Below are 14,925 nucleotides of genomic sequence, written 5' to 3'. Positions count from 1 at the left end.
TCAATGAACTTCTTTTATTTGTATGACTTTTTTTGGATCGATTTTTATTTTCAATGGCAGGGGTTTGTGTTTATTTAAATTCCACTCCTCCTTAGAAATGTCCCATAATAGATGATAGCTCTTTTCATCCCCTATAGGTTTAATGAATTTAAGGTATACTTTTGTTCTAAATAAGGCTTCAGTAGTAAAAACCACCCAGCAATCAAAAGTATTTATATCGTTATAATCTTCTTTAATTTCTAAATAATGAGCCCTAATTCCTATGCTTGTTATACTATCATCTATTTCATGATTAAAAGTGATTATACATCCCCAGTCTAAAGCTTCTATTTTGTTATTTGTTATTTTTCTGATTTTTGAGATGTTTTTACAACCAGTTAATTTTGCTGAATAAAGTGTCGGTGGGTTATTAAATATAGTATCCTTAGGTCCGATAGCATCAATATGACCACTGTTTATAATTATTATATTAGTACATAGTTGATAGGATTCTTCCATGTTATGGGTAACAAATATTGACGGACCATTAAAGTCAATAAGATCTTCTTTAAGTTGTATGAGCATATTGCTTTTTAGATGTTCATCTAGTGCTGAAAAAGGTTCATCAAGAAGTAACACCTCTGGGTCAACAACTAGAGCCCTTGCAAGTGCCACCCTTTGTTGCTGACCTCCTGATAATTGAGATGGATATCTTTTTTCAAGACCAGAAAGTTGCAAATCCACAATTTTCTTTTTAATCTTATTAGATTTATCAGCTTTATTAATACTTTTAGGAAGTCCAAAGCCAATATTTTGTTCTACAGTCATATTTGGAAATAGTGCGTAATTTTGAAAAAGAAATGCTACTCGCCTATTTCTAATGGGGATGTTAATTTTATTTTCAGAATCAAATAATACACGACCATTTAATACTATTTTTCCTGCATCAGGTGTTTCAATGCCTGCAATACATCTTAGTGTCATGCTTTTTCCTGATCCAGATGCTCCTAAAAGTCCTAAAACATCATCATCTGCCTTAAAATTAACCTTCAGGTTAAAACCTTCTAACTTTTTTGTAATATCAACCTCTAGGCTCATAGTCATTTCCCCCTTGAAGATGAAAGTAAAAGAAACTTATTTTTAGTCCATTTATCAGCAGCAATCATAACAGCTAATGATATTATGAAAATTAAGATAACCCATTTAATAGCAGTGTTAGTTTCTCCATTTGCCACTGCAAAATATATTGCAATAGGAATTGTTTCTGTTTTTCCAGGAATGCTTCCGGCTATCATCATGGTGGCTCCAAATTCGCCTAAAGCCCTTGCAAAAGCTAAGACAGTACCTGCTGCAATTCCCGGCAAGGCCAGAGGTACAGCTACTTTCCAAAATATTTTCCACTCAGAGGCACCTAGGGTTCTTGCAGCATTAATAACATTAATATCAATCTGACTAAAGGCGCCTACACAGGTTTTATACATTAGAGGAAAAGCAACTACAGTGGCGGCTATAACAGTAGCAAACCATGTAAATATCAAAGTAATCCCAAATCCATTTAATACATCGCCTATAGGAAAATTTTTCCCTATGATTGCCAGTAATATAAAGCCAACTACTGTTGGGGGAAGTACCATGGGTAGTGTGAAAACTGCATCTATAACCCCTCTAGCTTTCCCCTTGTAGTTTGCCATAAACCAAGCTGCTGCAATTCCTATGAAAAATACTATAAAAGTAGCTGTAATAGATGTTTTAATGGAAATCCATAATGGTGAAAAATTCCACATATAATCCAGCTCCTTAGCTTATTTTATAAGAAAATTAAATCCATATTTTATAAATATTTTTTTAGCTTGAGCTGTAGAAAGGAATTTTAAAAATGCCTTAGTATCAGTTACATTTTTACTAGCTTTAATTACAGCGACTGGATAAACTACTGGAGTTTTGTATAAACTTTTATTTGCTACGGCTATAACCTTAACTTTTTTAGAAGATTTAGCATCAGTACCGTATACTACTCCTACATCTACATTACCTGATTCAACCCAAGCCAAAACTTGTTTTACATCGCTCCCATAAATAGCTTTTGTCTTAACTTTATCAAGAATTCCTAATGACGTAAAGATTTCTTCTGAATATTGGCCTACAGGAACTGTTTTTGGTTCCCCTAGAGCTATTTTTTTGATTTTATCATCAGATAAATCCTTAAAATTATTAATATCTAATGTAGAATCTTTTTTAGTTATAAGAACTACAGTATTTCCTAATAAATTAACGTTGGTTTTATCTAAAATCAGACCTTTTTTCTGTAACTCAGTCATCTGTTTTGTAGCAGCTGAAAAAAATAAATCTGCATTTGCACCTTGTTCTATTTGTTGCTGTAGTGCGCCAGAAGAACCAAAATTATAATTTATTGTGACATTTGGTTTTTCTTTTTTATAAAGTGTTTTTATTTCTCCCATGGATTCTGTTAAACTTGCTGCGGCAGAGATTGTAAGTGTTACTGGTTTTGCCTTAGGTGCTGGTGCTGAAGAGGTCTTTGCCTGTTCACCACAACCGGTTATTGCAACTAAAATGGTGATTAAAAATATGACTAATAAAGAACGTACCCCTTTTTTCATTTTCTTTTCCCCCTATAAATATGTATTTTAATATTTCAAATCAAAACATAACAAAATGAAGTAAAATCATATTGTATTGTGTGTTTTATAATGTTTTGTTGTTTTTTATTATATATTAATTAAATTAAATATTCAAGATATTTTTATTAAATTATCAATAAAATGAATTTGAATAACAAATATTAGCATCAAAATGCAACATTGTTTGATAAGTTGTTTTCAATTACATTGATTATTTGCCAAGTAATAAATTTGAATAACATAAAAGGTGATTTAGCTTTAAAAACTAAATCACCTTTTATGTTTCTGCAGTTATTTTTCCTAAATTGGATAAATCATATCCACCAATACCATCTAACTCAAGTTTAAACTCATCAGAACGAATAATTTGAAGTACAGCCTGAAAATGAGGTTTTTCGATATCTTCTTTTTTAATAACGAGCTCATAGCTTTCTGCTTGTAGTGGTATAAAGTCAATTCCGCTCACTTGCTGGCTCGCCTTTTCATTCCCAATAGCAAAGTCAACTTCACCTCTAGCTACTGCACTAGCCACTGCAAGATGTGAAAAGCATTCTCGCCCATAACCATCTATATTGTTTCCCTTTATTCCAAGTTTCTTCAAATGTTCATCTAGTAATATTCTTGTACCACTACCTAGTTCACGATTTATTATAGTAATTCCAGGACGTTTTAAATCTTCTAGGCTGTTTATTCCTTTAGGATTGCCTTTTGCAACATAAATTCCCTGCTTTCTATTTGCCAGATGAACTATAACAGCAGATATTCCAGGGAGCAGTCTTTTAACATAGGGTATATTATACTGATTTGTTTCACCATCCCATAGATGAGCTGTTGCAATCTGTACATTACCATGATAAAGAGCATATAAGCCATCATAACTTCCTGTATAGGATCTAAGTGCCTGAACTCCATTAGGATGATGTTGCAAAAATCTAGCCAATATATCAAGCATAATGTCTTGACCACAAATGACGAAACCATAACTGCTTTTGGTATCTTGTAATTGATATGGGTGGGCTGAGGTGGTAGAAGAATTAACTACTTCATCATTATTTTGTCTAGTAATTTGAAGTTTCCTAGATTTGTTTTTATATTCATCTATATCTTTCAGTTCTATTCTAACTTTGTTTCCGACCCTATAAGAGTTGATTTCTCCTTTTTTTACTAATTCATATACCTTGTTTTTTGAAATTTTAAGTATCGCTGCAACCTCTAGAGGTGTTAATGCAAAATCTTTTTCCATTTTTCTACCTCCTGATATATTACCTAACTAATCATAAAATTATTATATCACTCTAAACTATTAATTATATATATTCGTCCATATTTTTCTTCTTTACATTCCTTAGGCTATTTACTAGAACTAGAAATAAATACACCAAAATCTTTTGAATAAATTAGCTTTTAAATATATCCCAATAATAATCAATAGTATAGATAAGAGAATAAATATAAAATCTGTTGTATTAAGGGGCTTACGGTTATACCAAGTTCTTTTCTTGTATTTTCCAAAGCTTCTAAGTTCCATAGCATTAGATATTACATCTATTTTTTCAAGAGAAGAGAGGAGCAGAGGAAAAAACACTGAAATATAATTTTTTGTTCTAACTAATGTATTTGCTTCTCCACGCCTAAAGGATACACCTTTACATTCTTGTGCATTAATTATATTTTGAAGTTCAGTTCTAATGTTAGGAATATATCTAAGAGCTATACTAACTGCATAGGATACCCTATAGGATACTTTGAGTCTGTTAAGACTACTAGCAAAGGATCCAGGCTCTGTTGTAAATATAAATAAAATTGTAAGCGGTGCCATGCAAATATATTTAAGAGAGAGAGTTACTGCATAAAAAAGAGTTTCATAAGTCAATTTAATATTAAAAATATTTAAGATTACAGTGTAGGTACCAGTTAGTTTTGAACCGTAAGTTGGGGTCACAATTATTAGGAGTAATGAATTACATATTGTGAACACAAATATAAATATTATAAGTGGTAGAACTGATTTTAAAGGTAATTTTGCAATGTACACCATGGAGAAACCTATAACAATCATAACAATAAAAACCCGGGCATCCATAAACATAAAAGTAAACATGGTCCAACAAATAAGCATCAAAAGTTTTATACTACCATCTAATTTATGAAAAATTGAAATTCTATCTATGTACAAAGATCCTGATTTACTCATGTACCTCACCAGCCTTTAATATATTAGTAAAGTATGCTAAGAAATTGGAAGCATCGCTTACTTCATAAATTTCAGCTAATTTTGAAATGGAAGTTTCACTTAAGTTTGCTCGCTCCATAATTTGTTTATCTGAAAGTATTGTGGGTACTAAATCGTTAGCTATAACTGCTCCATCACTAATAACTACAGCTCTGTCAGCATATTCTAAAGCAACATGCATATCATGAGTTATTATAACTATGCTTATACCTATATTTTTTAAGGATTCAAGAAAATTCATAAATTCCACATAATTTTTGTGGTCTTGTCCAGCAGTTGGTTCATCGAGGATTATGATTTCTGGTTTCATTACTAGCACAGAGGCAATAGTTACTCGTTTTTTTTGTCCATAGCTTAACGCGGAAATTGGCCAACGTTTATATGCATATAAACCACAGGTCTTTAAAGTCTCTTGTACTCTAATTGAAATTGTATTATCGTCTAAACCTTTATTTTTAAGGCCAAAAGCCACTTCATCAAAAATAAGATCTTTAGTAATCATGTGATTTGGATTTTGCATTACATAACCTATTGATTCACAACGTTTTTTTATAGATAGCTTGTTTATATTTTTACCATTTAATATTAAATTTCCTTCAGTAAGTTTGTTAATTCCACATATAATTTGCATAAGGGTTGATTTGCCAGCACCGTTATTTCCTAGAATGGCTAAGATTTCACCTTTATTTATAGTGAAGGAAACATTTTTTATAGTGTATGGTTCATCTTTATAGTATCTAAAGCTTATATTATCAAGACTTAAAATGGTGGATCTGCTAGTGGATTTTAGTTTTGAGTCTATTTTATTGAACTCATTTAATAATTTTTCTTTATACTTTATTGAATTATTAATTTGTGAAATTTTATCATCTTTATTTATGGTTACTCCACACTTTTTTAAGATTTCCACATACAAAGGTTCTCTTAAACCATATTTAGGCAGAAGATTTGAGGCAAGAATTTCATCTGGCGATCCTACAGCTATTATTTCCCCAGAGTCTATTAGTACTATTTTATCATAATTGTGAGCTAATACATCTTCTATTCTATGTTCAACTACAATAATGGTTTTATCACCATTTTTATGTATAGAGTCAATTATATCCAATGCCTTTTTAGCACTAACAGGGTCAAGGTTTGCAAGTGGTTCATCAAATAACATAATATCCGTATCTGTAGTAAGTATGCCTGCAATTGATACTTTTTGTTTTTCACCACCACTTAGACTATAAGGAGTTTCTTTTATAAATGAAAGCATGCCAACTTTGTTTAATGCGTCTTTTACACCTTCATGCATTTTATCTAATGCTATATTGTTATTTTCATATGAAAAAGCAACATCTTCTCCAACGGTTAAGCCAACAAACTGACCGTCTTGATCTTGAAGTATTGTTCCAACAAAAGTACTGACTTCATAAATACTTTTTTCATAGGGCTTAATTTCATTTACATAAAGTTCACCGCTTATAGTGCCTTTATATGTAAATGGAATTAGCCCATTTATACAATGGGCTAAAGTTGATTTTCCACTTCCGCTGGGACCTGCAATAAGTATTTTTTCACCGGCGTTTATATCTAAATTTATATTCTTTAAACTTGGGAATTTCAAACTATCATATTTAAAACTAAAATTTTTAAATGATATTATAGACAAATTAGAGCTCCTTTCTATTTAGGCATCTTAGTCATCATGAAAAAAATAACAAGTTAGTATTTTGGAGGTTTTAGCTAAGATGCCTATACAACTTGAAAAACTGTTTTAAAACTAATCTATTTTTGCATCAGATTCTTTATCAATTTCAAGATTATTATTTTTACTTCTTGCCTTAGCAATTGCAATTGTTACAGGTATTCCTATTACAGCAATTACGACTAAATTTGAAACACTTGCTAGGGTGACTTGTAATAATTCCTTTGTTGTAGATTCGCCGTAGAAGAACACATCTCCTGCATAAGCAATAATATCTCCAACTACCATTCCTATAATTGCTAGAATATAAAGTTTTGCAATATGTTTTTTTGATATTTTTCCCGACAGTACATCAAAACCTTTATCAAAAGTGATAAAACCGGAAAAAAGACCTATGGATGCAGAGAGGAAAACCCAACTCCACCAAACAGAACCATTAGTAAAAGCATCATTTAAAGCATGACCAATAAATCCAGCTAAAAAACCTACGATTGGGCCAAATATTGCTCCTAAAATAGGTAATAGCGCAACAGCTATCCTAAATGAAGTATTAGGGCCTACAGGTATAGATATTATGGATAATGCTCCATATAGTGCAGCACCCACACCTATTGCTACAACACTACGAGTAGATAAAGTTTTTTTGCCTTTTCCTCGTGCAAATAAAAATAATGAAGCTATGATAGCGATGATAATTGATACAATTCCTTGCCAAGCAGCTACAGAGGATAAGAAGTCTTTAATAAATTTCAAATGGATCACTCCTTTTATAATATATGTTATAAATAATTATATACTTAACATATATGTTTTGTAAACTAATAATATCAATACATTGTATATGGATGAAAATTAAATTGCGATAAGGGAATGGTTTGAAACCATATTATAGCTAAAGTTCAGCTATAATATTACCTGTTTCACTAAGGTCATATCCTCCTATCCCAATAAGTTCATTTCTAAAAGCTTCTGAACGAATAATTTCAATAATAGCTTTAAAAGGTGGATTATTTAAATCTTTCTTTTTTATAACTAATTCGTACCTTTCTTTTTGAAGTGGTATAAAATCTACATTACCTACTTGAAGTCCTGTTTTTTCATTTCCAAGGGCTACATCGGTTTTTCCCCTAGCTACAGTGCTAGCTACTGTAAGATGAGTAAAACATTCCATATTATAGCCTTTTATAGAGCTTGAATCAATTCCTAAAAGCCGTAAATGTTCATCAAGAAGAATCCTAGTTCCACAGCCCTTTTCTCTATTGACCATAGTAATATCAGGTCTTTTTAAGTCTTCCCAACTAGTAATATTTTTGGGATTACCTTTAGCTACGTAAAATCCTTGCATTCTACAGGCAAGGTGAATTATTACCGTTGGAATTCCAGGCAGTAATCTTCGTACAAAAGGAATATTATATTCCCCCGAATCCCCATCCCAAAGATGGGACGTTGCCACTTGAATTTTTCCAAGATAAAGAGCCATTAATCCATTATAGCTTCCAGTGTATGAGCGAAGAGTACGTACACCAAAAGGATGGAGTTCTAAATAAGAGGCTAATATATCTAGGAGTACATCTTGACCACAAATAACAAAAGTATTATCGGAATTTAAATCATCTAGAATAAGCTGTGGCAATTCTAAGGATGTTGGAATATTATTTTCTGAAATATTTGGGTTATAGGTATTTTTATTTTTAGCTCTATCTCTATAATCTTGAATATCTTTAAAATCAACTCGGATTTTTTTACCAACTTTGTAACCGTTAAGCTCTCCACGTTTTATTAATTCATATACTGTGTTTTTAGCTATTTTAAGTATGTCTGCTACTTCTTGTGGGGTTAAAGCTGTGTCTTCTAACATAATAGGTCTCCTTTCCAAAAGCAGTAATAATATAAAAAATAATTGCTGAAAATATGAATTAATCAATTAATCCATATTAAAATTTTACTTATTATTATGAATTTAATAATATAATGTAATATTAATATAAAAATCATTAAAATACAATGATTATAATAACATATTAAATGAAGTATTACTAAACATCACATAGTATAAAGCTACATAACTTAGTTTTGTAAAATTATATAACACAACTAAAATAAAGTGAACAAGACACTACGAAACTAAATGATACAAGAAAACATAATATCATTTAATTAAATTATCAATATAATAATAATAATTTTATAATATTATCATTAAATATTGAATAAATATATATAATTAATAAAAATACATTGCATTTGTTATTAAACAATGATATATTGCTTTTAAGCTAATTATTTAGCACAGATTCAAAATATTAAAAAAGTAGGAGGAGTTAACATGAGACAAATAGCTATTTATGGTAAGGGTGGAATTGGTAAATCTACAACAACACAAAATCTTACAGCAGGCCTGGCACAAATGGGAAAACAAATTATGGTGGTTGGATGTGATCCAAAAGCGGATTCCACGAGACTTCTATTAGGCGGACTTGCTCAAAAAAGTGTTTTGGATACATTAAGAGAAGAAGGGGACGAAGTAGACTTAGATCTAATATTAAAACCTGGCTTTGGTAATATCAGATGTGTTGAATCAGGTGGACCTGAACCTGGAGTTGGTTGTGCAGGAAGAGGAATTATTACATCAATTAACATGCTAGAAGGTTTAGGAGCTTATACAGACGATCTTGATTATGTTTTTTATGATGTTTTAGGTGACGTTGTGTGTGGCGGTTTTGCTATGCCAATGCGTGAAGGAAAAGCTCAAGAAATATATATAGTTGCTAGTGGTGAAATGATGGCATTATATGCTGCAAACAATATTGCAAAAGGTGTACTTAAATATGCGAACAGCAGTGGTATTAGATTAGGCGGCATCATTTGTAACAGTAGAAATGTTGATAAAGAAATAGATCTTTTAAAAGCATTTGCTGAAGAACTTGGAAGTCAACTTATTTATTTTGTACCACGTGACAACATGGTTCAAAGAGCTGAAATACACAAACAAACAGTAATAGAATTTGATCCAGATCAGCCTCAAGCTCAGCAATATAGAAACCTTGCTAAAGCAATTGATGAAAATAAAATGTTTGTAATTCCAAAACCAATGGCACAAGAAAGATTAGAAGAGATATTAATGGAGTTTGGTCTTGCTGATATATAAAAAATAATTATGGTAAAAAAATCAAAAGTAATAAACCTTGGGAGGTTATTTTAATGTTAATGATAAAATCTATTATTAGACCTGAAAAAGTTGGCATAGTACTTTCAGAACTCTGTGATGCAGGTTTTCCAGCAGTTACAAAATATGATGTAGTAGGTAGAGGTAAACAAAGAGGCGTAAAAGTTGGGGATGTACATTATGATGAGATTTCTAAAGAAATGCTTATGCTTGTTGTAAAAGATGAAGATAAGGATGATGTTATAAGCATCATAATGAGAAATGCTAAAACGGGAGAAAAAGGTGCTTTTGGGGATGGAAAAATATTTGTAACATCAGTAGAAGAAGCATATACAATAAGCTCAGGTTCAAGTGAACTATAGGTAGGAGGGGTTAATTATGAAAGAAGTTACTGCAATAATTAGAATGAATATGATTAGTAAGACAAAGAATGCCCTTCTTAAAGAGGGATTTTCCTCTTTAACTTGTAGAAAAGTACTTGGTCGAGGAAAGAAAAAAGTTGATTTTTCCGTAATTGACGAAGCAATATCAGAGGGTACTATATTTAGTAACACTGCTATTGAAGAAATATCAGAAATTCATAGACTTGTTGTTAAAAGATTGGTGACCGTTCTAGTAAAAGATGAGGATGTACAAAAGGTAGTTAATACAATCATTGATGCTAACAGAACGAATAGTCCTGGAGACGGTAAAATTTTCGTGACTAACGTAACTGATGTCGTAAGAGTAAGAACCGCAGAAACAGGGACTGCAGCTCTATAAAATAAAAAGAGGTGAATGAATAAATATGGAAAAAGATATGAAAAAAGTTATAAACAGGGTTTTAGAAAAATATCCTGCCAAAACCTTTAAAAATAGAAAAGCTCATATTGTAGTAAAAACTGAAGAAGAACCAAATCCTGTTATTCAAGCGAATGTAAGAACTATTCCAGGAATAATTACAAGCAGAGGTTGTTGTTATGCAGGATGTAAAGGCGTTGTTATGGGTCCAATTAAGGATATGCTTCATATAACTCATGGACCAATAGGGTGTGCTTATTACACTTGGGGGACAAGAAGAAATAAAGCAAAACTAGAAAAGGGCGGTCAAAACTTTATTGAATATACCTTTTCAACTGATATGCAGGATAGAGATATAGTTTTTGGTGGTACAAAAAAATTAGCATTAGCAATAAAAGAAGCTGTTGAAATATTCCACCCAAAAGCTATTGGAATTTATGCAACATGTCCTGTTGGTCTTATAGGTGACGATATAAATGCCGTTGCAGCAGAGGCCACCGCTCTTTATGGAATTGACGTAATGGCATTTAACTGTGAAGGATACAAAGGCGTAAGTCAATCAGCCGGTCATCATATTGCAAATAATGTTGTTTTTTCAGATATCATCGGTAAGGGTACTAATAAAGAACATAAAAAGTACGCTGTGAACATCTTAGGTGAATACAACATTGGTGGTGATGCATGGGAAATGGACAGAATATTAACAAAAATTGGTTACAATGTGGTTGCTACTCTAAGTGGTGATGCAAATCTTGATAGTATTCAAAATGCCCATACTGCAGATGTAAATGTAGTACAGTGCCATAGATCAATCAATTATATAGCTGAAATGATGGAAACTAAATACGGAATTCCATGGATAAAAGGTAATTTCATTGGAGTAACATCAACAATTGAAACTTTAAGAGATTTAGCTAAATGTTTTGATGATCCATACATTTATGAAAGAACTGAAACAGTTATAGCAGAAGAACTTTCTGAAATTGAAGGTGAAGTTGCTTATTATAAAGAAAAACTTGAAGGCAAAAAAGCAATGCTTTATGTTGGAGGTTCAAGAGCGGATCACTATCAAAGGCTACTGGCTGATTTTGGAATAGAAACAATTGTTGCAGGATTTGAGTTTGCTCATCGTGATGATTATGAAGGTAGAGAAGTTATTCCTAGCATTAAATTGGATGCGGACAGTAAAAATATTCCTCAATTAACTGTTCAAAAAGATGAAGAAAAATACCGTGTAACTATGACGCCAGAAAGATATGAAGCTCTTAAAAGTGAAGGAGTTCCACTAGCATATTATGGTGGAATGGTTAAAACATTAAATGAAAATGCAATAATGGTGGATGACCTTAATCACCATGAAATAGATGAACTAATAAAATCATTAAATCCTGACATGTTCTTATCAGGTATAAAAGAAAAATATTCGGTACAAAAAATGGGAGTTTTATCAAAACAACTTCATTCATATGATTACACTGGACCATATGCAGGATTTAGAGGAGCATTAATATTTGCAAGAGGTCTTGAAGCTGGTATTTACACTCCAGCATGGAAATATGTAACACCACCATGGAAAACAGAACCAATGCTAGAGGGAAAAGTTGTCGGAGGTGAAGAATAATGTTAGATGCAACGCCAAAAAAAATTGTAGAAAGAAAGGCATTAAAAATAAATCCAGCAAAAACATGTCAACCTATCGGTGCCATGTATGCGGCTCTTGGAATTCATAATTGTCTTCCACATAGTCACGGATCACAAGGATGTTGTGCATTTCATAGAATGCAACTGACAAGAATGTTCAAAGAACCAATTATGGCATCTACTAGTTCTTTTACTGAAGGCGCAAGTGTATTTGGTGGAGGAGCTAATTTTAAAACAGCTGTAAAAAATATTTTCACATTATATAACCCAGATATAATTGCAGTTCATACAACATGTTTATCAGAGACTATTGGTGATGATATTCCTACTTATATCTCAACTTCAGAGGTACCAGAAGGTAAAGTGATTATTCATGCTAATACCCCAAGTTATGTTGGTTCCCATGTTACTGGATTTTCCAATATGGTTAAAGGTATGGTAAATTATCTTCCTAAAAATAGTGGAGAGAAAAATGGCAAAATAAATATAATACCAGGATTTGTAGGGCCTGCTGATATGAAAGAAATAAAAAGGCTTTTGGGTATAATGGATATTCCATTTATTATGTATCCAGATACAAATGGGGTACTTGATGCACCAATGACAGGGAAATTTGAAATGTACCCTAAAGGTGGTACAAAGGTTGCAGATATTATTGATTCAGGGAATTCTGAATTTACCTTTGCTATTGGAAAAACAGCTTCAGAGGATGGAGCTACAGTTTTAGAAAAGAAATGTAAAATTCCATTTAAAACATTATATACACCAATTGGAGTAGAAGCTACAGATGAATTTTTAGTTGAATTAACAAAAGAAACAGGTAAAGAAGTGCCAGAAGAGATTGAAAATGAAAGAGGACAACTGGTTGATTTGATGCTTGATAGTTATCAATATTTTCATGGCAAAAAAGTCGCAATATTTGGAGATCCAGATGTAGTTATATCATTAACTAGATTTGTGCTTGAATTAGGTATGATTCCAAAGTATGTAATTACAGGCACTCCAGGTGAATCATTTGAAACTGAAATAAAATTACTTCTAGAAAAAGCAGGAGTAGAAGGTACCGCTAAGGCTGCCAGTGATCTATTTGAACTTCAACAATGGATAAAAAATGATGGTGTTGATTTACTTATAGGAAATACTCATGGAAAGTTTATAGCAAGAGCAGAAGATATCCCTTTTGTTAGATTTGGATTTCTTACAATGGACAGATTTGGATTCTATTATAACCCAGTGGTAGGTTATGAAGGTGGAAAAAGACTAGTTGAAAATATAAGCAATGTGCTTCTTGATAGAATTGAAAGAGATTGTACTGATGAGGACTTTGAATTAGTTAGATAATTTTTAATATTGACCTTATGATTCAGGACCGTAGCAGTGGTCCTGAATCAAATTTTAATACACATAATTTAGTAATAAATAAAATTGGGGGTGAATTTATGGAAAACGAAAAATTGGAACTCATAAAGCAGCGAGAAGACTTTGTTTGCTACAATTCTAAAACCAAAAAATCATCCTTAAAATGTGATGAGGAAAGTGTATCTGGGGCAGTAAGTCAGAGAGCCTGCGTATACTGTGGTGCAAGAGTTGTTTTAAATCCAATAACAGATGCTTATCATCTTGTTCATGGGCCCATCGGATGTTCAAGTTATACCTGGGATATTAGAGGTAGTTTAACTAGTGGCTCTCAGGTATTCAGAAACAGCTTTTCTACAGATTTAGGGGAAATGGATGTCATATTTGGAGGAGAAAAAAAATTAACAGCTGCAATTGATGAAATTGCTATAAAACATCATCCCAAAGTAATTTTTGTATATTCAACTTGTATTGTCGGAGTTATTGGAGATGACACAGACGCAGTATGCAAAATGGCTGAAGAAAAGCATTCAATAAGAGTAATACCAGTGAAATCTTCAGGATTTGCAGGAAGCAAATCCACAGGTTACAGGGCTGCTTGTAATGCAATAATAAGTTTAATGGGTGAGAAAAAAAATGAAGAAATAATTAATGGTGTTAATCTTTTGGGGGATTTCAATTTAGCCGGGGAAATTTGGATAGTAACAAATTATTTAAAAAAACTTGGAATTGATGTTGTTTCAAAGGTTACTGGAGACGGAAAATGCGAGGAAATAATGAGAGCGCCTAGAGCAAAACTTAATGTTGTTCAATGTGCTGGATCCATGGGATATTTAGCTAGTACTATGGAAGAACTTTATGGGATACCTAGCATTAATATAAGCTTTTTCGGAATTGAAGATACTAAAAATTCACTATTAAAAATTGCTGATGCAATTGGTGATGGTGATGCAGTAAGAAAAGCTAAAGAATTTATAGCTTTAGAAGAGAAGAAAATAGAAAAGGAGATGCTATATTACCTTGCTAGATTAAAAGGTAAAAGAGCAGCTATTTATGTTGGGGGAGGGTTTAAAGCAATATCATTGATAAGACAGTTTAAAAGTTTAGGAATGGAGACCGTTATGGTGGGAACGCAAACTGGCAAAAAGGAAGATTATGAAGTTATCAGAAGTATAACTAATGAAGGAACAGTTATTTTGGATGATGCCAATCCATATGAACTAGAAAAATTCATACTAGAAGGAGGTGCGGATATATTAGTTGGTGGAGTAAAGGAGAGACCGTTAGCTTATAAACTTGGAGTTGCATTTTGTGATCATAATCATGAGAGGAAGCATGCACTTAGCGGTTTTGTTGGAGCGGTGAATTTTGCAAGAGAAATAGATTCATCGGTAAATAGTCCTGTATGGAATTATGTATAAAAATATGAGGAGGTGTTTTT

General features: G+C 32.1%; 14 protein-coding genes. 6 read left to right on the top strand and 8 right to left on the bottom strand.

Annotation, left to right across the window (positions count from 1 at the left end; all coding sequences use genetic code 11):
- The 8 genes from BR66_RS0105065 to BR66_RS0105030 form a co-directional block, all read right to left on the bottom strand.
- Window positions 1-1,077, bottom strand: coding sequence for a sulfate/molybdate ABC transporter ATP-binding protein (locus BR66_RS0105065; protein WP_026881944.1), 1,077 nt, complete (start codon window positions 1,075-1,077; stop codon window positions 1-3).
- A gap of 2 nt (window positions 1,078-1,079) precedes the next feature.
- A complete protein-coding gene (modB, locus tag BR66_RS0105060; protein WP_035795512.1) occupies window positions 1,080-1,763 on the bottom strand; it encodes a molybdate ABC transporter permease subunit in 684 nt (227 codons plus the stop codon).
- A gap of 18 nt (window positions 1,764-1,781) precedes the next feature.
- Window positions 1,782-2,597: a molybdate ABC transporter substrate-binding protein gene (gene modA, locus BR66_RS0105055; protein ID WP_026881942.1), complete on the bottom strand. Its 816-nt coding sequence runs from the start codon at window positions 2,595-2,597 to the stop codon at window positions 1,782-1,784.
- Between the two features lie 298 nt (window positions 2,598-2,895).
- Window positions 2,896-3,861, bottom strand: a complete 966-nt coding sequence (locus BR66_RS0105050) for a substrate-binding domain-containing protein (RefSeq protein WP_026881941.1) — start codon at window positions 3,859-3,861, stop codon at window positions 2,896-2,898.
- 120 nt (window positions 3,862-3,981) lie between these two features.
- A complete protein-coding gene (locus BR66_RS0105045; RefSeq protein WP_035795510.1) occupies window positions 3,982-4,812 on the bottom strand; it encodes an energy-coupling factor transporter transmembrane component T family protein in 831 nt (276 codons plus the stop codon).
- Window positions 4,805-6,505: an ABC transporter ATP-binding protein gene (locus BR66_RS0105040; protein WP_242841112.1), complete on the bottom strand. Its 1,701-nt coding sequence runs from the start codon at window positions 6,503-6,505 to the stop codon at window positions 4,805-4,807. The genes BR66_RS0105045 and BR66_RS0105040 overlap by 8 nt, the downstream gene beginning before the upstream one ends.
- A 111-nt stretch (window positions 6,506-6,616) precedes the next feature.
- Window positions 6,617-7,294 (bottom strand): ECF-type riboflavin transporter substrate-binding protein, encoded by a 678-nt coding sequence (locus BR66_RS0105035; protein WP_051624107.1) that lies wholly within the window; start codon window positions 7,292-7,294, stop codon window positions 6,617-6,619.
- A 139-nt stretch (window positions 7,295-7,433) separates the two neighbouring features.
- Window positions 7,434-8,399, bottom strand: coding sequence for a helix-turn-helix transcriptional regulator (locus BR66_RS0105030; RefSeq protein WP_026881937.1), 966 nt, complete (start codon window positions 8,397-8,399; stop codon window positions 7,434-7,436).
- Between the two features lie 468 nt (window positions 8,400-8,867).
- On the opposite strand from BR66_RS0105030, the gene nifH reads away from it, so the two are divergent.
- The 6 genes from nifH to nifE all read left to right on the top strand — a co-directional run bounded on the left by nifH (window position 8,868) and on the right by nifE (window position 14,905).
- Window positions 8,868-9,689 (top strand): nitrogenase iron protein, encoded by an 822-nt coding sequence (gene nifH / locus BR66_RS0105025; RefSeq protein ID WP_026881936.1) that lies wholly within the window; start codon window positions 8,868-8,870, stop codon window positions 9,687-9,689.
- 53 nt (window positions 9,690-9,742) lie between these two features.
- Window positions 9,743-10,069, top strand: coding sequence for a P-II family nitrogen regulator (locus BR66_RS0105020; protein WP_026881935.1), 327 nt, complete (start codon window positions 9,743-9,745; stop codon window positions 10,067-10,069).
- A gap of 16 nt (window positions 10,070-10,085) precedes the next feature.
- A complete protein-coding gene (locus BR66_RS0105015) occupies window positions 10,086-10,469 on the top strand; it encodes a P-II family nitrogen regulator (RefSeq protein WP_026881934.1) in 384 nt (127 codons plus the stop codon).
- Between the two features lie 25 nt (window positions 10,470-10,494).
- Window positions 10,495-12,108, top strand: coding sequence for a nitrogenase molybdenum-iron protein alpha chain (gene nifD / locus BR66_RS0105010; protein ID WP_242841111.1), 1,614 nt, complete (start codon window positions 10,495-10,497; stop codon window positions 12,106-12,108).
- Window positions 12,108-13,469, top strand: coding sequence for a nitrogenase molybdenum-iron protein subunit beta (nifK, locus tag BR66_RS0105005; protein ID WP_026881932.1), 1,362 nt, complete (start codon window positions 12,108-12,110; stop codon window positions 13,467-13,469). Before nifD ends, nifK begins: the two co-directional genes overlap by 1 nt.
- Window positions 13,470-13,567: 98 nt before the next feature.
- On the top strand, window positions 13,568-14,905 hold the full coding sequence (nifE, locus tag BR66_RS0105000; RefSeq protein WP_026881931.1) for a nitrogenase iron-molybdenum cofactor biosynthesis protein NifE: 1,338 nt from the start codon (window positions 13,568-13,570) through the stop codon (window positions 14,903-14,905).
- The last annotated feature ends 20 nt before the right edge of the window (window positions 14,906-14,925 follow it).

Origin of the sequence: Clostridium akagii DSM 12554, assembly GCF_000686725.1 — a bacterium.
GTDB lineage: Bacteria > Bacillota > Clostridia > Clostridiales > Clostridiaceae > Clostridium_I > Clostridium_I akagii.
Note: the sequence above shows the minus strand (reverse complement) of the source record. Positions and strands in the feature narration are given on the sequence as shown.

What these genes read in the sequence shown, in the direction of transcription:
- nifE (WP_026881931.1), top strand. Translation starts at nt 13,568, where the DNA reads ATGGAAAACGAAAAATTGGAACTCATAAAGCAGCGAGAAGACTTTGTT.
- BR66_RS0105045 (WP_035795510.1), bottom strand. Translation starts at nt 4,812, where the DNA reads ATGAGTAAATCAGGATCTTTGTACATAGATAGAATTTCAATTTTTCAT.
- nifH (WP_026881936.1), top strand. Translation starts at nt 8,868, where the DNA reads ATGAGACAAATAGCTATTTATGGTAAGGGTGGAATTGGTAAATCTACA.
- BR66_RS0105050 (WP_026881941.1), bottom strand. Translation starts at nt 3,861, where the DNA reads ATGGAAAAAGATTTTGCATTAACACCTCTAGAGGTTGCAGCGATACTT.
- BR66_RS0105020 (WP_026881935.1), top strand. Translation starts at nt 9,743, where the DNA reads ATGTTAATGATAAAATCTATTATTAGACCTGAAAAAGTTGGCATAGTA.
- modB (WP_035795512.1), bottom strand. Translation starts at nt 1,763, where the DNA reads ATGTGGAATTTTTCACCATTATGGATTTCCATTAAAACATCTATTACA.
- BR66_RS0105065 (WP_026881944.1), bottom strand. Translation starts at nt 1,077, where the DNA reads ATGAGCCTAGAGGTTGATATTACAAAAAAGTTAGAAGGTTTTAACCTG.
- nifD (WP_242841111.1), top strand. Translation starts at nt 10,495, where the DNA reads ATGGAAAAAGATATGAAAAAAGTTATAAACAGGGTTTTAGAAAAATAT.
- BR66_RS0105015 (WP_026881934.1), top strand. Translation starts at nt 10,086, where the DNA reads ATGAAAGAAGTTACTGCAATAATTAGAATGAATATGATTAGTAAGACA.
- modA (WP_026881942.1), bottom strand. Translation starts at nt 2,597, where the DNA reads ATGAAAAAAGGGGTACGTTCTTTATTAGTCATATTTTTAATCACCATT.
- nifK (WP_026881932.1), top strand. Translation starts at nt 12,108, where the DNA reads ATGTTAGATGCAACGCCAAAAAAAATTGTAGAAAGAAAGGCATTAAAA.
- BR66_RS0105030 (WP_026881937.1), bottom strand. Translation starts at nt 8,399, where the DNA reads ATGTTAGAAGACACAGCTTTAACCCCACAAGAAGTAGCAGACATACTT.